16 protein-coding genes are annotated in these 18,048 nt (G+C 70.8%); 8 read left to right on the top strand and 8 right to left on the bottom strand.

The genetic code is table 11. The annotated features are described in order from the left end of the window. A partial coding sequence (locus ACNFOC_RS33790; protein WP_416962850.1) for an IclR family transcriptional regulator domain-containing protein occupies window positions 1-412 on the top strand: 412 nt, incomplete at its 5' end. Here the strand turns inward: ACNFOC_RS33790 and ACNFOC_RS33785 are convergent. From ACNFOC_RS33785 to ACNFOC_RS33775, 3 genes are read right to left on the bottom strand one after another with little or no spacing between them, the layout of a single operon-like run. After that, on the bottom strand, window positions 404-1,879 hold the full coding sequence (locus ACNFOC_RS33785) for a sugar ABC transporter ATP-binding protein (RefSeq protein WP_416962849.1): 1,476 nt from the start codon (window positions 1,877-1,879) through the stop codon (window positions 404-406). The two genes, ACNFOC_RS33790 and ACNFOC_RS33785, sit on opposite strands and share 9 nt — an antisense overlap. 1 nt (window position 1,880) lies before the next feature. Further along, window positions 1,881-2,942, bottom strand: coding sequence for a sugar ABC transporter substrate-binding protein (locus ACNFOC_RS33780; RefSeq protein ID WP_416962848.1), 1,062 nt, complete (start codon window positions 2,940-2,942; stop codon window positions 1,881-1,883). Window positions 2,943-3,001: 59 nt separating this feature from the next. After that, complete coding sequence (locus tag ACNFOC_RS33775) at window positions 3,002-4,072, bottom strand: ABC transporter permease (protein ID WP_416962847.1); 1,071 nt, start codon at window positions 4,070-4,072, stop codon at window positions 3,002-3,004. A gap of 138 nt (window positions 4,073-4,210) precedes the next feature. On the opposite strand from ACNFOC_RS33775, the gene ACNFOC_RS33770 reads away from it, so the two are divergent. Beyond that, a complete protein-coding gene (locus tag ACNFOC_RS33770) occupies window positions 4,211-4,936 on the top strand; it encodes an SDR family NAD(P)-dependent oxidoreductase (protein ID WP_416962846.1) in 726 nt (241 codons plus the stop codon). On the opposite strand, the gene ACNFOC_RS33765 is transcribed toward ACNFOC_RS33770, so the two are convergent. After that, a complete protein-coding gene (locus ACNFOC_RS33765; protein ID WP_416962845.1) occupies window positions 4,922-5,635 on the bottom strand; it encodes a MerR family transcriptional regulator in 714 nt (237 codons plus the stop codon). The genes ACNFOC_RS33770 and ACNFOC_RS33765 overlap by 15 nt on opposite strands. Before the next feature lie 78 nt (window positions 5,636-5,713). Here ACNFOC_RS33765 and ACNFOC_RS33760 point away from each other — a divergent pair, with 78 nt between their 5' ends. Both ACNFOC_RS33760 and ACNFOC_RS33755 read left to right on the top strand, forming a co-directional pair. Further along, complete coding sequence (locus ACNFOC_RS33760) at window positions 5,714-6,193, top strand: macro domain-containing protein (RefSeq protein WP_416962844.1); 480 nt, start codon at window positions 5,714-5,716, stop codon at window positions 6,191-6,193. A 124-nt stretch (window positions 6,194-6,317) separates the two neighbouring features. Next, the gene (locus ACNFOC_RS33755) at window positions 6,318-7,256 is read left to right on the top strand and encodes an adenosine kinase (protein ID WP_416962843.1); all 939 of its coding nucleotides are present in this window, start codon (window positions 6,318-6,320) and stop codon (window positions 7,254-7,256) included. Here ACNFOC_RS33755 and ACNFOC_RS33750 read toward each other — a convergent pair. After that, window positions 7,253-8,014, bottom strand: a complete 762-nt coding sequence (locus tag ACNFOC_RS33750) for a TioE family transcriptional regulator (RefSeq protein WP_416962842.1) — start codon at window positions 8,012-8,014, stop codon at window positions 7,253-7,255. The two genes, ACNFOC_RS33755 and ACNFOC_RS33750, sit on opposite strands and share 4 nt — an antisense overlap. Before the next feature lie 58 nt (window positions 8,015-8,072). On the opposite strand from ACNFOC_RS33750, the gene ACNFOC_RS33745 reads away from it, so the two are divergent. Then, window positions 8,073-9,284, top strand: coding sequence for an erythromycin esterase family protein (locus ACNFOC_RS33745; protein WP_416962841.1), 1,212 nt, complete (start codon window positions 8,073-8,075; stop codon window positions 9,282-9,284). Between the two features lie 99 nt (window positions 9,285-9,383). On the opposite strand, the gene ACNFOC_RS33740 is transcribed toward ACNFOC_RS33745, so the two are convergent. Then, a complete protein-coding gene (locus tag ACNFOC_RS33740) occupies window positions 9,384-10,877 on the bottom strand; it encodes a M1 family metallopeptidase (protein ID WP_416962840.1) in 1,494 nt (497 codons plus the stop codon). Between the two features lie 234 nt (window positions 10,878-11,111). Between ACNFOC_RS33740 and ACNFOC_RS33735 the strand changes: the two genes are divergently transcribed. Then, window positions 11,112-13,061: a Xaa-Pro dipeptidyl-peptidase gene (locus tag ACNFOC_RS33735; RefSeq protein WP_416962839.1), complete on the top strand. Its 1,950-nt coding sequence runs from the start codon at window positions 11,112-11,114 to the stop codon at window positions 13,059-13,061. Window positions 13,062-13,369: 308 nt separating this feature from the next. Here ACNFOC_RS33735 and ACNFOC_RS33730 read toward each other — a convergent pair whose 3' ends face one another. After that, complete coding sequence (locus ACNFOC_RS33730) at window positions 13,370-14,329, bottom strand: FAD-dependent oxidoreductase (protein ID WP_416962838.1); 960 nt, start codon at window positions 14,327-14,329, stop codon at window positions 13,370-13,372. A 66-nt stretch (window positions 14,330-14,395) separates the two neighbouring features. On the opposite strand from ACNFOC_RS33730, the gene ACNFOC_RS33725 reads away from it, so the two are divergent. Both ACNFOC_RS33725 and ACNFOC_RS33720 read left to right on the top strand, forming a co-directional pair. Then, window positions 14,396-15,421 (top strand): oxidoreductase, encoded by a 1,026-nt coding sequence (locus ACNFOC_RS33725; protein WP_416962837.1) that lies wholly within the window; start codon window positions 14,396-14,398, stop codon window positions 15,419-15,421. Window positions 15,422-15,491: 70 nt separating this feature from the next. Beyond that, a complete protein-coding gene (locus ACNFOC_RS33720; protein ID WP_416962836.1) occupies window positions 15,492-17,135 on the top strand; it encodes an ABC-F family ATP-binding cassette domain-containing protein in 1,644 nt (547 codons plus the stop codon). 16 nt (window positions 17,136-17,151) lie between these two features. Here ACNFOC_RS33720 and ACNFOC_RS33715 read toward each other — a convergent pair whose 3' ends face one another. Further along, window positions 17,152-17,805, bottom strand: coding sequence for a DinB family protein (locus ACNFOC_RS33715; RefSeq protein WP_416962835.1), 654 nt, complete (start codon window positions 17,803-17,805; stop codon window positions 17,152-17,154). Window positions 17,806-18,048: the final 243 nt, after the last annotated feature.

Here is an 18,048-nt window from a genome sequence, read left to right as displayed (position 1 = left end):
GCTATGTGCGGCACTCGGCGGCGAGGTCAGGGTGCCCACCGGCGGCCGATGCTCCGGCGGCCGGGTCCAACCGGCCCAGCAGGACGTCGAGATGGGCGTCCCGGCCGACGAACACGGGGGACGCGGGCGGGAGTCCGTGCAGCGCCGGCGACACACCCCGCGCACCCTGGTCCTCCCCGGCCAGCTCGCCCGCGACCTCGCCCGCACCCGGGCCCGCGGCTACGGCGTCAACCTGGAGGAGGCCGAGATCGGGATCTCCGCTGTCGCGGCCCCCGTCTACGCCCAAGGCTCCGGCCCTCGCCCGATCGCCGCGATCTCCGTCACCGGGGGCACCCGCGGCCTGGACGTGGACCGCATCGGGGCACGGCTGTGCGCGGCGGCGCGGGCGATCACACGGAGCCTGTCAGTCTGACGCGGCCGCCTCCGGCCGCTGCATCGCCACCGCCAGCCCGTGCTCCGTCAGCCGTTCCCCGCGCACCTCCTCGGTGACCCGCCCACGCACGAACACCAGCACCCGGTCGCACACCTCCGTCAGCTCCGCGAGGTCGGTCGACGCGATCAGGACGGCCGCGCCGCCCGCCGCCAACTCGCCCACGATGCGGTGCATCTCGGCGCGTACGCCGACGTCGACACCCCGGGTCGGATCGTCCAGGACGACGATCCTCGGTTCGGTCGCGAGCCACTTGGCGAAGACGACCTTCTGCTGATTGCCGCCGGACAACCGGGCGACCAGGTCGTACGGCCCGCCGCGCAGCCGTAGCCGCTCGGTCAACTCGGCGGTGCGGCGAACCAGTTCGGAGCGGGAGGGGGCGATCCCGCCCCGGCCCAGCGCCAGCCAGCTGACCGCCGTGGTGTTCTCCCACACCGTACGGTCCACCATCAGCCCGTACCGTTTGCGGTCGCTCGGCACGAAGGCGACGCCCGCGCGCACCGCGCCCCGCAGCGAGCGCGGCAGACCCCGGCCGCCGACGTCGACCCGGCCTCCGGAGATCGCCGTACGTCCGCACACCACCGCCAACGCGTCGAGATGGCCCGCTCCTTGGAGTCCGGCGACCCCGACCACCTCGCCCGCACGCACGGTGAAGGTCACGTCGGTCAGCCGCCCGTCCACGTCCACCTGGGACAGCACCACGGGCGGCGGCCGGTCGGCGGCCAAGGACCGGGCCCGGCGCGGCAGTTGCTCCGGCCGGCCGCCCAGCATCGCCGACACCAGCTCCGGTACGTCGACGTCGGCCCGCTCCACGCCCGCCAGTGCGACCCGCCCGTCCCGCAGGACCGTCACGCGCTGTGCGAAGCGCACCACCTCGTCCAGGAAGTGGGAGACGTACAGGACGGCGATGCCCCGGTCCGTCAGTGTGCGCAGGACGCCTTCGAGGCGGTCGACGGCGGCGGCCGGCAGCGCCGACGTGGGCTCGTCGAGGATCAGCAGCTTGGGGCGCCGTAGCAGAGCGCGTGCGATCTCCGTCAACTGCTGGTCGGCCAGCGGGAGTTCGCCCAGTTCGGTGCGGGGGTCCACGTCCAGGCCGAGTTCCGCGAGGACCGGTCGGGCCGCCCGGTCCATGGCGCTCCGGTCCAACAGGCCCAGGCGCAGCGGCGGATGCTGCGGGAAGAGGTTCTCGCGCACGGTGAGGTCCGGGAAGAGGCTCAACTCCTGGGAGACGACGGCGAGTTTGGTGTCCTCGGCCGACCGCACCGTCCCCGCGTCCGCGGCCAGCGTCCCCGACAGGATGCGCACCAGCGTCGACTTCCCGGCACCGTTCTCGCCGACCAGCGCGTGCACCTCGCCGCCGCGCAGCCGGATCGACGCACCGTCCAACGCCCGTACGCCGCCGTAGGACTTGACCAGTTCCTCCGCCACGAGGGTGTCGCCGTGGGCCATGTCAGCGCGCGTCCTTCAGCGGCTTCAGGTTGGCCGCCTCGTCGCCGAGCAGCTTGTCGATCGTCGGCTGGTACCAGTCGTAGGCCGCCTGCGCCGACTTCTGCCGGGCGATGATCTCGTCGATGTTCGAGGAGTCGACGACCCCGCCGGGCGACAGGAACCAACCGTCGGGCAGTTTCCCCTTCTTGTCGCGCACAGCCTCGATCAGCATCGCCGTGGACAGATAACCCTTCAGGAAGTGCTGCGGGTCGATGGTGACGAAGTTGGAGCCGTCCTTCACGGCGTCCAGGGTCTTCGGGTCGACGTCGAAGCCGGCCGTGAGCCACTTGCCGTTCTCCGCCTTCTTGATCTTCGCGAGGTTGTAGCTGTCGGCGTCACCGACACCGAGGAAGGCCAGCGCGTCCGGATGCGCGTTCACCTGCGCCGACCAGGAGCTGTAGTTCTGGCCGGGATCGCTGTACGTCTGGAAGGGGCCGAGGACCTTGACGCCGGGCGCCTCCTTCTTGAACGTGTCGGAGATGCCCTGCGCGCGGTTGTCGAGCACCGGCGTCCCCGGGTTGGGCACACCGATCACGATCTGCCCCTTCGGATCGCTGCCGAGCCGCTTCAGCGCCTCCTTCGCCATCAGCTCGCCGAGCGCGTAATTGTCGTTCCCCACATAGAAGTTCACCTTGCTGCCGTCGGTGGGGGAGGTGTCCAGGGCGACGATCGGGATGCCCTGGTCGACGGCGCGCGCGGCGGGCCGGGTGAAGATCGGCGGGTCGAGGTTCTCCAGGACGATGCCGTCCTTGGCGACGGCGGTGAGGTTCTGGAACAGCTGCACCTCGGCGGGCCCGTCCGTGTTGGGCGGTCCTACGGCCTTGAAGTCGACCTTCCCCGCGTGGCTCGCCGCACTCTCCGCGCCCAGCACCATCTCGTGGGCGAAGTTCAGGGAGATGTTGGCGACCGAAATACCCATCTTCAGCCTGCCGTTGCCGCCGCCGGAACCGCTGCCGCAGCCTGCGGTGGCCAGCAGGACCAGGGCGCCGAGCGCCGCGGACCACGTACGCGAACGGTGGTGCATCACGGCCTCCAAAGGGCGGGACCACAGGGGGACTTGACCGGACTCGACGACAGGGGACCTCACTTGCGACGGCGTCCGGTGCGGCGCAGCGCGCTGTCGGCCGCGACGGCGACGAGGATCACCCCGCCCGTCGCGAACGACGTCCAGTTGATGGGTACTTCGAAGAACACCAGGCCGGAGGCGACGACCGACAGGATCATCGCCCCGGCCACCGCGCCGACCACCGAACCGCGGCCCCCGGCGAGCGGAGTGCCGCCGATGATGCACGCGGCGATCGCCTGCAACTCGTAGCCCTGGCCCAGAGTCGGGTCCCCCGCGCCGTAGAAGGCGAGCGCGAGCGCGGCGGCGCACGCCGTGGTCAGGCCGGACAGGGCCAGCGCCTGGACACGGGTGCGGACGACCGGGATGCCGCTGAAGGCGGCGGCGTCGGGGTTGGACCCGATCGCCCGCACCCGCGCCCCGAAACGCGTCCGGGACAGCACGACCGACAGCACGACGATCACCGCGAGCAGCACCCACAGCGCGAACGGCACCCCGCCCGGATCGCCGCCCGCGAACGTGAAGAACGAGTCGTCCAGCGGGAGATCGGTGATCTGCTTGCCGTCCGCGAGCGCCAGTCCGACACCCCGGAAGAGCATCAGCGTGCCCAGCGTGACGATGAACGACGGCAGCGCGAGCAGTGTCGTCACCAGCGCGTTGAACACGCCCAGGACGATCCCGGTGACCAGCATCACCGGCACCGCCAGCCAGGGCGCGGTGCCGTCCCGGATCAGCAACGCCCCGACGACCAGGCACATCGCGTAGGTCCCGCCCACGGACAGATCGACCTCGCGCATCGACAGCGCGAAGACCATGCCGCACGCCATCAGCGAGATGTAGACGGAGTTGTGGGCGGTGGAGAGGAGGTTGTTCGTGCCCAGGAAGTCCGGGTACGGGATGCCGATCCCGGCGATCAGCAACCCCAGTACGAGCAGCACACCGAACTCGTCCCGGACCCACCGGCGCGGCACCGGCTTCAACGCACGCGCGGACGGCGTGAGTCGGTGCCACCAGCGCGCCGACCGGCCCTGCCCGCCGCCCTGTTCGCGGGCGCGCTCGGCGTCGTCCACGGCACGCTCGGTCTCGGTCATCGGGCACGGCTCCCGTACTACGGCTGGCGCTGGGGTCGCCCCGCAGCGTCGGCCCCCCGGGCGACGGCGGCAACCAGGGCGTTTCAGCGAGTGAAATGCGCCCTTGCCGACGGCCTGACGGGTCATCACACTCGCCCCATGGAGACGCGTACCGCCCTGGTGACCGGCGCGGCACAGGGCCTCGGGCAGGAGTTCGCCGTCGCGCTCGCCGGGCGCGGCTACCGGGTCGCCGGACTCGACCTCGTCGCGCAGCCGGAGACCGCCGAAAAGGTGCTGGACTACGTGGAGTTGATCGGCGACGTCACCGACGAGGGCGAGATCCAGGGGGCGTTGGAACACGTCATCGAGCGGTTCGGCACGCTGCACGTCCTGGTCAACAACGCCGGCGTCTACCCCTCACGCCCCTTCGAGGAGACCACACCCGAGGAGTGGCGCCGGATCATGCGCGTCAACCTGGAGGCGCCGTTCCTGCTGACCCGCGCGGTCCTGCCGTATCTGAAAGCCGCAGGCCAGGGCCGTATCGTCAACATCGTCTCGGCGGCCGTCCTCACCGCACCGCCGACGATGGTCCCGTACGTCGCCTCGAAGATGGGCCTCATCGGCTTCACGCGATCGCTCGCGGCGGCGCTCGGGCCGTACGACATCACCGTCAACGCGATCGCGCCCAGCATGGTCCGCACCGCGACCGCCGAGCGGACGGTCGGCGCGGACGGCGGCTTCGAGCACGTCCGGGACGGTCAGGTCGTACCGCGCACGCAGGAGCCGTCGGACCTGATCTCGACCCTGCTGTACGTGGTCGACGAGGGCAGCGGTTTCCTGACCGGGCAGACGCTGAACGTGTCGGGCGGTTCAGCCTTCCTCTGACTCGGCCGGTTCCTTGAGCCACCCTCGGAGTTCCTCGCGCAGCGACCGCTGAAAGGTCGTCAGGAGGGCCTGCACCACAAGGGGTTGCATGTGTGCGGACAGCGACTTCACGTCCTGCGCGGCACGTTGGGACACCTCACCGCGGAACACCTGCGCCAACTCGTGGGCCGCCGCACGGGAATGCTCGATCAGTACGTTCCGGGACGCGAGGATCGCCTCCTGCGACACCGGTACGTCGAGCAGCCGCACGCCGAGCCGCAGCAGACCGGAGTCGACGCGGTACGAGGCGCCGTCGAGCCCGACCACGCCCATCGCGACGAGCCGCTCCACGTCCTCCTCGCTCAGCTCCCGGCCCGCCCGCCGCTCCAGCTCCCGCCGGTCCAGGGTCTCCGTGCCGTCCGGCGCCCACGACGCCACCACCGCACGGTGGATCGCGAGATCGTGCGCGCTGAGGTCCGGCGGCAGCTGGCCCAGGTAGCGCTCGATCGCGGCCAGCGTCATGCCCTGCTGCTGCAACTCCTCGATCAGCGCGAGCCGCGACAGATGCTCCTGCCCGTAGTGCCCGACCCGCCGGGCCCCGATCACCGGCGGCGGGAGCAGCCCCTTGGTGCTGTAGAACCGGACCGTGCGGACCGTGGTACCGGCCCGCGCGGCCAGTTCGTCGATCGTGAGCGTCGGCTCCTCGGTGTCGGTCGTCATGTGCAGCAGTATCGCTGTCTCACCAACGCTGTGAAACCACCGAAGGCGTTGTCAGTGGTGCCGCCTAAGGTGGTTGGCATGGGGGAGATCGACTATGTCCGGGGTGACGCGACCGTTCCATCGGTCAAGGGCGTCAAGGTGATCGCGCATGTCTGCAACGACCTCGGGGGCTGGGGGAAGGGCTTCGTGCTGGCGGTGTCGCGCCGTTGGCCGGAGCCGGAGAAGGAGTACCGCGCGTGGCATCGCGCCCGCGCGGCCAACGACTTCGGGCTGGGCGCGATCCAGCTCGTGCGGGTCGAGCGCCATGTGTGGGTGGCCAACATGATCGGCCAGCGGGGGATACGCACGGGCAGCAAGGGCGTCCCCGTGCGCTACGAGGCGATCGACACGGCGCTGGGACTGCTGGCCGAGCGTGCGGCCGAGCTGGGCGCGTCCGTGCACATGCCCCGCATCGGGTGCGGCCTCGCCGGCGGCAAGTGGTCACGGGTCGAACCACTGGTCACCGAGCGGCTGGTGCGGCGGGGGATCGCGGTGACGGTGTACGACCACGGGGACTGACGGCAACCCGACCGGCCTGCCGCTGCAAGGAGTTGCGCATGCTTGCGAAACTCCTTGCAGTGATGGTCGGCGACTGCTTGACTCGCTGTTCGCAGTCATGAAGGCGAGTAGTCGAGGGAGAGCCATGAGCCGTGACAAAGACATCGACGTCCTCGTCCTCGGCGGCGCCGGCGTGGACACCATCGTCCACGTCCCCGAACTGCCGCTCCCGTACGCCGACAGCTACATGATCGACCCCGGCATCCGCACCCGCGCCGGCCAGACCGGCGACTTCGTCGCCCTCGGCCTGAGCGCACTGGGCCTGCGCACCCACCACCTCGACATGCTCGGCGCCGACCCCGAGGGCGACCTGGTCCGCGCCCTGCACCGCGACCGCGCCATCCCGCTCACCGAAGTCCCGCAGCCCGCCGGCACCAAGCGGGCCGTCAACCTCGTGGGCCCCGACGGCCGGCGCCTCTCCCTCTACGACGCGACCCGCGCCCACCCCGACGACCGCCTCCCGGAACCCACGGTCCGCGCCCTCGCCACGGCGAGCCGCCACGCCCACGTCTCCATCACCCAGCCCTGCGCCCACGCCCTGCCGCTGTTGCGCGAGTCCGGCACGACGATCTCGACGGACCTGCACAACTGGGACGGCGAGAACCCTTACCAGGAGGAGTTCGCCCACGCGGCGGACATCGTCTTCCTGTCCACCACCGCACTGACCGGCGACCCCGAACACACGATGCGCACCATCGCCGAGCGGGGTCGGGCCCGGCTGGTCGTCGCCACGGCCGGTGCGGAGGGCGCCTACCTCCTGGCCGACGACGAGCTGACCCACGTCCCGACCACCACACCCCGGAAGCCGGTCGTCGACTCGAACGGCGCGGGCGACGCCTTCGCCTCCGCCTTCCTCTTCGGCTGGCTGAGCGGAGAGCCCCCGCAGCGCTGTGCCCGGTACGGCGCGATCGCCGGGGCGTACGCGTGCACGGTGCCGTCGACGGAGATCGACGCGATCGGTCGGGACGAACTCCTCGTACAGATCGCGGAGTTGGAGGCCTCGACGGCAGGTGCGCCGCACTAGGGCATGGCCGACGCGGCAGTGGTGCGGGCGCTCGGCCCGTCTTCGGGCGCCGGTGGACAGTCGAGGTAGGCGTCCAGTGCGGCGGCGCCGGTGAGCAGGGCGCGGCCGCGGGCCGAGAGGCGGGCATGCCAGTCGCGCAGCGTCGACTCGAGCGGCGCGACGCCTCCGGCGGAACGGACCTGGGCGATCAACGGGGCGATCTGTTCGAGCAGATGGCCGCCCCGCCTGAGCTGGTGGACCAGAAAGGCGTCGCGTACGTCGACTGGGCCGTAGACCCGGTAGCCCGTCCGCGGGTCCCGGCGCGGCTGGACCAGGCCGGCGCGCTCCCATGCGCGCAGGGTGGCCGGGCGGATGCCGAGCCTCCTCGCCAGCGGGCCTACGAACGTGTCGCCGCGTTCCTCCGGTACGGGCCGGAGGTCGCGAAGCGCGGCTTCGACCGCTTGGAGGGTGCGGCGGTCGTCGAGAAGCTGCACATGACTGTCGTCGATGAGCCGAAGCGCGTCCTCGGTGGCATCCCGGTTGACCGCCTGCATGATCGCCGCGGCCGTCTGATGACCATGTCCGGGCACGAGCGCGAGAAACGCGTGCAGGGCCTGAGCGTGCCGGAACGTGTAGGTGCGGTAGCCGTGCGCGGTGCGTTCGGCGGCCGGAAGGATCCCGGCCGCTTCGTAGTTGCGGACCGCCTGCGTCGACAGACCGTGTCCGCGCGCCAGGTCGACGGGCCTGAGCCGACCACCGCTTTGAAGGTTTCGCTTCACTGTCCTGCCGCTGTCGACCAAAAGTTTCAACCGCTGATTCAACGATAGCGTTGAAGGCATGACTCCCGCTATCACAGATGCGGTCCACGCCGTCGACCCTGCCGCCGTCATGGGATTGCTGCCGACCAGGCCACGGTTGCTCGCCCTGGGCGAGCCCACCCACGGCGAGGACGTGCTGCTCGACGTACGGAACGAACTCTTCCGTCACCTCGTCGAGCAGGAGGGCTACCGGACGATCGCCCTTGAGAGTGACTGCCTGATGGGCCTGGTCGTGGACGACCACGTCACCTCGGGCAGAGGCACCATCGACGAGGTCATGGAGCGCGGCTTCAGCCACGAGTGGGGCGCCTTCCCGGCCAACCGCGAACTGGTGCGCTGGATGCGCGCGTTCAACGACGGCCGGCCCGAGTCCGAGCAGGTGCGGTTCGCCGGGTTCGACGGTCCGCTGGAGATCGCCGGCGCCGCGAGCCCGAGGCAGGCCCTCACCGCACTCCACACCTACCTCACCGCCAGGGTCGACGACGCCCTCCTTCCCTGCACCGCGGAAACCCTCGGCGAACTGCTCGGCGCCGACGACCGGTGGACCGAACCCGCCGCAATGAGGGACCCGTCCCGGTCCGTGGGGCGGGCGCGCGAAGCCCGGCAACTCCGCCTGCTCGCCGATGACTTGGTGGCCCTACTCGAAACCCAGACACCACAACTGGTCGCCACGTCCACACCGGACGAGTGGCACCGGGCGCGCCTGTACGGACGTACCGCGGTCGGGCTGCTGCGCTACCACTTCTCGATGGCCGACCCGTCACCGAGCCGCATGGCACGGCTGGTCGCCCTGCGGGACTCGATGATGGCCGCCAACCTGCTCGCCGCCGCCGAACGGAGTCCGACGCTGGTGAACGCCCACAACGGCCACCTCCAGCGGCACCGGAGCACGATGCGGATGGGCGGCCTGCCGCTGGAGTGGTGGAGCGCCGGCGCGATCGTCGACGCGCACATGGGCGAGGAGTACGCCTTCCTGGCCACGGCCCTCGGCACGATCCGCCGCCAAGGGGTCGACGCCCCGCCACCGGACACCGTCGAGGGGCTGCTGTACGCGCTCCCGCAGGAGCACTGCCTGGTCGACGCCCGCCGACTGGCCACCGCGCTAGCCCACGCGATGCCCGTCCCTCGTGTGTCCCCCTGGTACGGCTACGCCCCGCTGGACCCCGCGCACCTGGCCGGCATCGACGGGATCGTGTTCGTCAAGGACACGGCTTCCGGCAAGGGCGGCTGATGTCGACACGTCCAGGAGAGTGCCCCTTAGGGGCGCGGGGAACTGCGCGACCAGCCACAACAGGCCCGCAGCCCCCCCACCACCGAACCCGGCAGACGCTTAGTGCACGTCGTTCGTCGCCGCGATCTTCTTCCACGACTTCGGCTGCACCGGAGCCGCGTCCGACGACGCCCTCGCGATCGACGCGCTCCGCGCCGCCGGTGCCGCCGGCTTCGTCGGCTGGAACAGCCATGTGTCGAAGAGCGCGGACAACGACTTCCCCGACACCTGCTCGGCGTAAGCCCGGAAGTCCGCGACAGACGCGTTGCCGTACGCGTGCTCCTTCGGCCAGCCCTTCAGGATCGCGAAGAACGCCTCGTCGCCGACCTCGTTGCGCAGCGCCTGGATGGCCAGCGCGCCCCGGTCGTAGACCGCGAGGGCGAACTGGTCCTCCGGGCCCGGGTCACCGGGCGCCACGGTCCAGAAGGTGTCGTCCGCCGGGTGCGATGCGTAGACGTAGTCGGCGAGTTGCTGCGCGGTGCCCTCGCCCTCGTGCTCGGACCACAGCCACTGCGCGTACCGCGCGAAGCCCTCGTTGATCCAGATGTCCTTCCAGCCCTTCAGGGACACGTCGTCGCCGTACCACTGGTGGGCCAACTCGTGGACGACGACAGAGGTGTTGGCGCCGTTCGCGAACTGCCTCTGGCTGTAGTAGACGCGGGTCTGGGTCTCCAGCGCGTACCCGGTGGTCGTGTTGGGCACGTAGCCGCCTGCGGAACTGAAGGGGTACGGACCGAAGTAGCCGCTCAGCCAGTCGACGATCTCGCCGGTGCGCTCGACGCTCGCCCGCGCGGACCCGTCGTTGTCGCCCAGGTCCTTGCTGTAGGCGTTGATGACAGGGACGCCGCCGTCCGAAGTGCTGGTAGTGATGTCGAACCTGCCGAGCGCGAGCGTGGCCAGGTAGGTGGCCTGCGGCTTGTTCTGGCGCCAGTTGTAGCGGGTCCAGCCGAGTTGTGAACTCGTCGACTGGAGCGTGCCGTTGGAGATGGCCTGGGTGCCGTTCGGTACGGCCACCGACACGTCGTAGGTCGCCTTGTCGCTGGGGTGGTCGTTGCTCGGGAACCACCACCACGCGGACTCGGGCTCGTCCGCCGCGACCGCGCCGTCCGGGGTGCGGTGCCAGGTGGTGAAGCCGTACGCGCTCTTCGTGGACGGCACCCCGCTGTAGCGGACCACGACCGTGATCGGCGTGCCCCTGGGCAGCGGGGTCTTCGGGGTGATCTCCAACTCGTGCTGGCCGGAGGTCGCGAACGTCGCCTTGGCGCCGTTGACCCGGATCTCACTCACGTCCAGCAGGAAGTCGAGGTTGAAGCGGGACAGATCCTGCGTGGTCTTCGCGAGGATCGTCGCCGTGCCCGCCAACTCGTCGGTCGCGGGCTGGTATTGAAGCCTGAGGTCGTAGTGCGAGACGTCGTATCCGCCGTTGCCGTAGGCCGGGTAGTAGGGGTCGCCGATGCCCGGAGCGCCGGGGGAGTAGCTTGCCGCCGACGCCGGGATCGCCAGCATCAGGGAGGCCGCCGCGAGTGCGCCCGGCGCGATGATTCTGCGGTGCACGAGAACTCCAAGTCGTAGGGCTCCACGAGAAGTTCGGAGAGCCGTGGGGGTCCACGAAGGTCGAAGAGCCGTAGGGGTCGGTCCACGAAGTCTGTACGGAGCCTATTCACCCCCTGTGGCCCCGCGCCTGTCCACGGCACCTCCTGTCACACGATCGCCATTCGGCCGTCATGACCCCCGAAGCACCCCGAGTGCCTCTTCCAGCACGGGAGTTGACCGATGTACCGTCCGCGCATGCCGAAACGCACGCGCTTCACGATCTGGAGATCGCTCGCGACCGCGGGGATCACCGCCCTCCTGGCCGCCTTCCTCACCCCGACAGCGGCCCAGAGCGCCCCGCAGGAGAGCCAACCGGTCTACTCCTACGCGAAGGCCATCCGCGAGGCCGTCTGGGTGGACACCGGGCTCGACGGCGACGGTGACGGAAAGACCGACCGGGTCGCCGTCGACATCGTCCGGCCGAGCGAACCCGCCCGACAGGGCCGCAAAGTGCCCGTCATCATGGACGCCAGCCCCTACTACTCCTGCTGCGGACGCGGCAACGAGAGCCAGCTGAAGACGTACGACGCGAGCGGCAACGTTGTCCAGATGCCGCTCTTCTACGACAACTACTTCGTGCCCCGCGGCTACGCCTTCGTCGGCGTCGACCTCGCCGGTACCAACCGCTCCGACGGCTGCGTCGACGTCGGCGGCCGCTCCGACATCCAGTCCGCGAAGGCCGTCGTCGACTGGCTCAACGGACGCGCCAAGGCGTACACCACCCGCACCGGAACCGCACGCACACAAGCGAGTTGGACCAACGGCAACACCGGAATGATCGGCAAGAGCTGGGACGGCACCATCGCCAACGGCGTCGCCGCCACCGGCGTGAAGGGCCTGAAGACGATCGTCCCGATCAGCGCCATCTCCTCCTGGTACGACTACTACTTCGCCCAGGGCGCCCCGCTCTACGACTCCGGCCCCGACTGGCTCTCCGGCTACGTCGACAGCCCCGACGCGCAGGCCAAGTGCGCCGCCGTCCAGCAGAAGATCGTCGACGGAGCCCCGCGCACCGGCGACTGGACGCCGTTCTGGACCGAGCGCGACTACGTGAAGGACGCGGGCAAGGTCAAGGCCAGCGTGTTCCTCGTACACGGCATGCAGGACCTCAACGTCCGCACCAAGAACTTCGGCCAGTGGTGGGACGCCCTCGCCAAGAACGGCGTCGAGCGCAAGATCTGGCTCTCCCAGACCGGCCACGTCGACCCCTTCGACTACCGTCGCGGCGCCTGGGTCGACACCCTCCACCGCTGGTTCGACCACGAACTCCTCGGCTACGACAACGGAATCGACCGTGCGCCGATGGCCGACGTCGAACGCCACCCCGACCAGTGGGTCACGTCGGCGACCTGGCCGCCCAGCGGCACCGCGACGACCACCCTCCACCCGGCGCAGGGCACCGAGGCGGGCGTGGGCACGCTCGGCCTCGGCACCGGCGCGGGCACCGAGACGTTCACCGACAACCCGCAGGAGAGCGAGACCGATTGGGCCGCGGCGATCGACAACTCGACCGCGGACAAGGCCGGGTTCGTCACCGGGCCGCTCACGAAGGACCTGCGCCTGTCGGGCTCCTCGAAGGTGACGATCACCGCGACACCCACCACGTCAACGGCCCATCTGTCGGCAGTCCTTGTGGATGTCGGCCCCGACACCATCCGTGACTACGCCGACTCCGCCGAGGGCATCACCACGCTCACGAACCGCACCTGCTGGGGCGAGAGCACGGCCGGCGACAGCGCCTGCTTCCTGGCAACCCAGGCCAAGACCAAGGCAGTCGACTACAACGTCGTCAGCCGCGGCTGGGCCGACCTCGGCAACTACGCCTCCGCCACGAAGGGCGTACCGCTCACCCCGGGCAAGGCGTACACCATCACCCTCGACCTGGCGGCGACCGACCACGTCGTCCCGGCCGGACACCGCCTCGCCCTGATCGTCGCGGGCACGGACAAGGACCTCATCGATCCGCCGTCCACCACCCCGACCCTCACCCTGGACCTGTCCCGCACCTCGGCCCAACTCCCGCTCGTCGGCGGCGCGTCGGCGTTCGCGAAGGCCACGGCGGGCGCCGGTGCCAGGACACCGTCGGTAACGACTCTCGACGGCGTACGGTCACCGCGTTCCGCGCTGCGGGTACCGGCCAACTGACCGCCGGTTGACGGCTCGACGGGGGCGACGGAGCGAGTGGGCTCCGCCGCCCCCGTCGGGTATGCGGGCTGGGGAGGCTGCACTCCTCTGGCCGTCTCCGTCGCGCAGGCGGGGCGAGGCGATCGAAATCCTCAGGGCGCCCAGGTCGCCCAGGCCGGGACAGGCGGCCGAACTCTTCAGCCCGCTCCGGCGCGCAGGCCTGGGCGGGCGGCCGAGTTCCTCAGGTCGCCCCCGTAGTGCGGGCCCGGTGAGGTGGCCGAACTCTGCGGCCCGCTCTCTGGCGCAGCCGGGTGAGGCGGCCGAGCTTCTCAGGCCGCTCCCGCTCCCACCAGCCCCGCGGCCTCCCGCGCACACCCCCACGCCACCGTGATCCCCGCGCCACCATGGCCGTAGTTGTGCACCAACACCCGTCCGTCCGGCAGTACTTCACGCTCCAGCCGTACCGAGGGCCGCGTCGGCCGCAGTCCCACCCGGTGCTCCAGCACGCGCGCCCCGGCGATCTCCGGCCGGATCGCCGCGCAGCGGGCGATGATCGCCTCGGCGGTCGCGGGATCGGGCGTCATCGACCAGGCGTCCTCCTCGGCCGTGCCGCCCAGGATCAGCCCACCCGGCTGCGGGAAGAAGTACGTGGACGTGTCCGCCGAGTGGTCGACCGCCGTCAGCCAGGTCGTGATCCCGGGGTTCTCCACGACGACCAACTGCCCGCGCACCGGCCGCACCGAGGGATCGGGCACGAGGTCCATGGAGTCCAGCCCCGTGCAGTTGACCACGACGGCCGCCGGCACCTCCGTGAGATCCACCACCGACTGCTCCTCGACGACCCCGCCCGCCTTCAGGAACCGCCCCCGCAGCCACGGCAGATGGGCCGACATGTCGATCAGCGGCAACCGTGCCCACAGCCCGCCGCCCGCGTACTCCTCGGCCCGCGCCTCCCGCAGCCCCGGCACCCGGGCCGCCCACGGCCCCAGCTCGTCCAGCCGCGTCTCGCCCTGTACACCCTCGACCAGGCGTACGCCCGTCTCCTCGGGCCGCGCCGCCAACTCCTCGTACACGGCGAGCGATTGGAGCGCCCACTCACCGACGAGCGCCTCCGGCTCGATCCGGTACGGCCACCACAGCGCGCCCGCGACCGCCGAGGTCGTCAGCTCGACAGGCTCTCGCGTCCACACCCGCACCCGGGCACCGCGCTCCGCCAGCACCACGGCCGTCGTCAGTCCGATGACGCCCCCGCCGACCACGATCACATCGCCGTTCACACCGGTCTCCATGCGCGGACGGTAGCGGAATACGCCATGCCGTGCTCATATCGCCCTCGCGCTGGGGATACTCACAGCATGTCTGCCGAATACGCGGCCTTCGGCCTGGCACCGGCGATGCGTGCCGGTGAAGTCCTCGCGGACGGCGGCTACCAGGTACACCGCGACTTCGTCGACTTCATCGTCGACGGCCGCCCGCTGCTGTTCCAGCTCACCGACCTGGACGCCGTCTCCCCGCTCGCCTCCGACGTACCGCCCGCGATCTTCACCGCCCAGGTCCGCAGCCTCCTCCTGGAGACGGACCCACCCCTGAAGGGCGGCCGCTACGTCATCTACGGCTGCCCCGAGTGCGAGGACCTGGCCTGCGGTGCCGTCACCGCCGTCATCCAGCAGGACGGCGCCGACTACATCTGGCGCGACTTCGCCTGGCAGACCGACGAACACGCCGACCTGGAGCGCAACGGCTACCACGGCATAGGGCCCTTCCGGTTCGCCGGAGCCGAGTACCGCGCGGCCCTCGACTCCCTCATCGACGGCACCGAGCCCCCGGTCGCCAAACGCCGTGTCCTGCTGATCGGGGCCCGCGTCGCGATCCTCGCCAAGCTCGCCGCCGCCCTCCGTGCCATCGGCATCGGCGCCGACATCACCGGCGACGCGACCCACGTCCCCGCCGACGAACTCCGCGGCTACGGCGCCGTGGCCTTCGGCCGGGCCGTCACCCGGGCCGAACGGGCCGCCGTACAGGCCGCGTTCGACCGTGCCGGGGTCGACGTGGCGTACGTCGACGGCCTCGCCCCCATCGTCCCGCTCCTCGTCGCCCAGCTCGAACACGCCCTGGACCGGCGCCCCGCCGAGCAGCACCGGCTGACCCGCCTGGTCGCCGCCGACGGCGAGGCGGGCATCGAGGTCACCTCACCGTGCCGGGTGCGCCTCACCGCGTACCGACTCGACCGCCTCAACCGCGGCCGCACCCAGGAACTCTTCGACGGCGTCCTGGAACCCGGCCGCCACCGCATCGCCCTCGACGCGAAGGCGGTGAAGGGCGGGTCCTTCGTCGTGGCCCGGACGACCGGGAGCGTGCTGGTGGAGGCGATGGCGCGCTGAGAACCGCGGCGCGGACGGAGAAAAACCGCGGCGCGGACGGCGAAGGGGACCGATTAGGATCGGCGGTCTGATGACTGCCACTCTCGTCGCCAAGAATCTCGCCGCCGGACACGGCGACCGCGCCCTCTTCACCGGGCTCGACCTCGTCGTCGCCCCCGGCGATGTGATCGGCCTTGTCGGTGCCAACGGCGCGGGCAAGTCCACCCTGCTCAGGATGCTCGCCGGGCTCCTCGCTCCCGAGGAGGGCGAACTGCGCCTCTCCCCGCCGGCGGCGACCGTAGGGCACCTCCCGCAGGAGCCGGAGCGGCGGCCGGGCGAGAGCGTGCGCGAGTTCCTCGCACGCCGTACGGGCGTCGCCGAGGCGCAACGCACGATGGACGAGGCCACCCAGGCACTGGTGGACGGCGCGCCCGGCGCCGACGACGCGTACTCGGCGAGCCTGGAGCGCTGGCTCGACCTCGGCGGCGCGGACCTCGACGAGCGGGCCGAGGAGATCGCCGACACCCTGGGCCTCGCCATCGACCTGGACCAGCCGATGACGTCGCTGTCCGGCGGCCAGGCGGCACGCGCGGGCCTGGCCTCCCTCCTCCTCTCCCGCTACGACGTCTTCCTTCTCGACGAGCCCACCAACGACCTGGACCTCGACGGCCTGGAGCGCCTCGAACGCTTCGTCTCCGGCCTGCGCGCCGGCACGGTCGTCGTGTCGCACGACCGCGAGTTCCTCACCCGCACGGTCACCAAGGTCCTCGAACTCGACCTGGCCCAGAACCAGATCAACCTCTACGGCGGCGGTTACGAGGCCTACCTGGAGGAGCGGGACGTGGCCCGCCGGCACGCCCGCGACGACTTCGAGGAGTACGCCGACAAGCGCTCCGCCCTCCAGGACCGCGCGCAGATGCAGCGCGGCTGGATGGACAAGGGCGTCAAGAACGCCCGCCGCAAGGCGAACAACGACAACGACAAGATCGGCCGCAAGTTCCGCAGCGAGGCCAGCGAGAAGCAGGCGGCGAAGGCGCGGCAGACGCAGCGCATGATCGAACGCCTCGACGTCGTCGATGAGCCCCGCAAGGAGTGGGAGCTGCGGATGGAGATCGCGTCCGCGCCGCGCTCGGGTGCGGTCGTCGCGACGCTGCGGGACGCGGAGGTACGGCGCGGCGACTTCAGCTTCGGGCCGGTGTCCCTCCAGATCGACTGGGCGGACCGGGTCGCGGTGACCGGTGCGAACGGTGCGGGCAAGTCGACGCTGCTCGGCGCGCTGCTCGGGCGTATCCCGTTGGACGCGGGGCACGCGACGCTCGGCTCGGGCGTCCTGGTCGGCGAGGTCGACCAGGCCCGCCAGTTGTTCCACGGCACGGAGTCTCTGCTCGACGCGTTCTGCGCGGCGGTGCCGGACACCGAGCCTGCCGAAGTCCGTACGCTGCTGGCCAAGTTCGGCCTCAAGGCACACCACGTGATGCGTCCGGCCGGGACCCTGTCCCCGGGGGAGCGGACCCGTTCTGCTCTTGCCCTGCTCCAGGGCCGCGGGGTGAACCTCCTAGTGCTGGATGAGCCGACGAACCACCTGGACCTGCCTGCGATCGAGCAGTTGGAGTCGGCCCTCGATGCGTATGAGGGCACGCTGCTGTTGGTGACCCATGATCGCCGGATGCTGGACGCGGTTCAGGTGACTCGGCGGTTGGAGGTGGCGGACGGGAAGGTGACTGAACAGCGGTGAGGTTTGGGTAGTCCGGTCACTGCGGGTGCGTTGTGGCTGGTCGCGCAGTTCCCCGCGCCCCTGAAGGGGCGCTGTCCGCACCGGAGTTGAGGCCCTCGGCCTCCTTTGCGGCCTCCTCTACCCGGTTCCGGTGCTCCTCCCACCAACTCGCGTCACCAGGAGCCATGTTGGTGCCCCCGACGCGCTGACCCGTCGCCCCGTCGACGAGTTCCCGTACGACATCGGCGTGGCCGGCGTGCCGGGACGTCTCGTAGGTCATGTGGACGAGGGTGCGGTGCAGGGTGAGTTCGGCGCCCCCTTCACCGGGAATCCGGCCGACCGCGTCCAGGGGCAGCGCCTCGATCGTCGCGTCCGAGTGCGCGCAGATCCGCCGGTAGTCGCCGACGATCTGCTCACGTGTCTCGTCCGGCGTCGCCCACAGATCCGCGTTCGGCTCGGCGTCGCCCGCGATCCACAACTCCGGCGCGTCGACCGGCCGTCCGAACACCGTCCCGAAGTAGAACGCCTCGGCACCGGCCAGATGCTTGACCAGCCCCAGCAGATTGGTGCCGGTCGGCGTCATGGGTCGCCGGATGTCGTACTCCGACAGCCCCTCCAACTTCCACAGCAGTGCGTCCCGGGAGTCCTGAAGAAAGACGCGCAGGTCGGCTTTGAAATCCGGTGAGATCATGCCCCCAGTCTGTCGGCGAGATGATCGACGTCCACGAATTTTCGCCGCCAAGCGTCCGCACCCCAGGGGCGCGGGGAACTGCGCGACCAGCCCCCACCGGCCCGCAGCTTCCCCACGACCTGATCGGCGAAGCCGTCAGCGCTTGCCCTTCTTACCCGGGTCCAACAACCCCGCCTTCCGCAAAGCATCAGCCATCGCACTGTTGGCCGGCGGCGCAGCCTGCCGCGCCCCACCGCCCTGGCC

It is taken from the genome of Streptomyces colwelliae (assembly GCF_048158785.1).
Taxonomy (GTDB): Bacteria; Actinomycetota; Actinomycetes; order Streptomycetales; family Streptomycetaceae; genus Streptomyces.
Note: the sequence above shows the minus strand (reverse complement) of the source record. Positions and strands in the feature narration are given on the sequence as shown.

Coding starts and splice junctions, on each gene's coding strand:
- ACNFOC_RS33735 (WP_416962839.1), top strand. CDS start 11,112: ATGCCGAAACGCACGCGCTTCACGATCTGGAGATCGCTCGCGACCGCG.
- ACNFOC_RS33760 (WP_416962844.1), top strand. CDS start 5,714: ATGGGGGAGATCGACTATGTCCGGGGTGACGCGACCGTTCCATCGGTC.
- ACNFOC_RS33745 (WP_416962841.1), top strand. CDS start 8,073: ATGACTCCCGCTATCACAGATGCGGTCCACGCCGTCGACCCTGCCGCC.
- ACNFOC_RS33765 (WP_416962845.1), bottom strand. CDS start 5,635: ATGACGACCGACACCGAGGAGCCGACGCTCACGATCGACGAACTGGCC.
- ACNFOC_RS33775 (WP_416962847.1), bottom strand. CDS start 4,072: ATGACCGAGACCGAGCGTGCCGTGGACGACGCCGAGCGCGCCCGCGAA.
- ACNFOC_RS33720 (WP_416962836.1), top strand. CDS start 15,492: ATGACTGCCACTCTCGTCGCCAAGAATCTCGCCGCCGGACACGGCGAC.
- ACNFOC_RS33770 (WP_416962846.1), top strand. CDS start 4,211: ATGGAGACGCGTACCGCCCTGGTGACCGGCGCGGCACAGGGCCTCGGG.
- ACNFOC_RS33755 (WP_416962843.1), top strand. CDS start 6,318: ATGAGCCGTGACAAAGACATCGACGTCCTCGTCCTCGGCGGCGCCGGC.
- ACNFOC_RS33780 (WP_416962848.1), bottom strand. CDS start 2,942: ATGCACCACCGTTCGCGTACGTGGTCCGCGGCGCTCGGCGCCCTGGTC.
- ACNFOC_RS33725 (WP_416962837.1), top strand. CDS start 14,396: ATGTCTGCCGAATACGCGGCCTTCGGCCTGGCACCGGCGATGCGTGCC.
- ACNFOC_RS33730 (WP_416962838.1), bottom strand. CDS start 14,329: ATGGAGACCGGTGTGAACGGCGATGTGATCGTGGTCGGCGGGGGCGTC.
- ACNFOC_RS33715 (WP_416962835.1), bottom strand. CDS start 17,805: ATGATCTCACCGGATTTCAAAGCCGACCTGCGCGTCTTTCTTCAGGAC.
- ACNFOC_RS33785 (WP_416962849.1), bottom strand. CDS start 1,879: ATGGCCCACGGCGACACCCTCGTGGCGGAGGAACTGGTCAAGTCCTAC.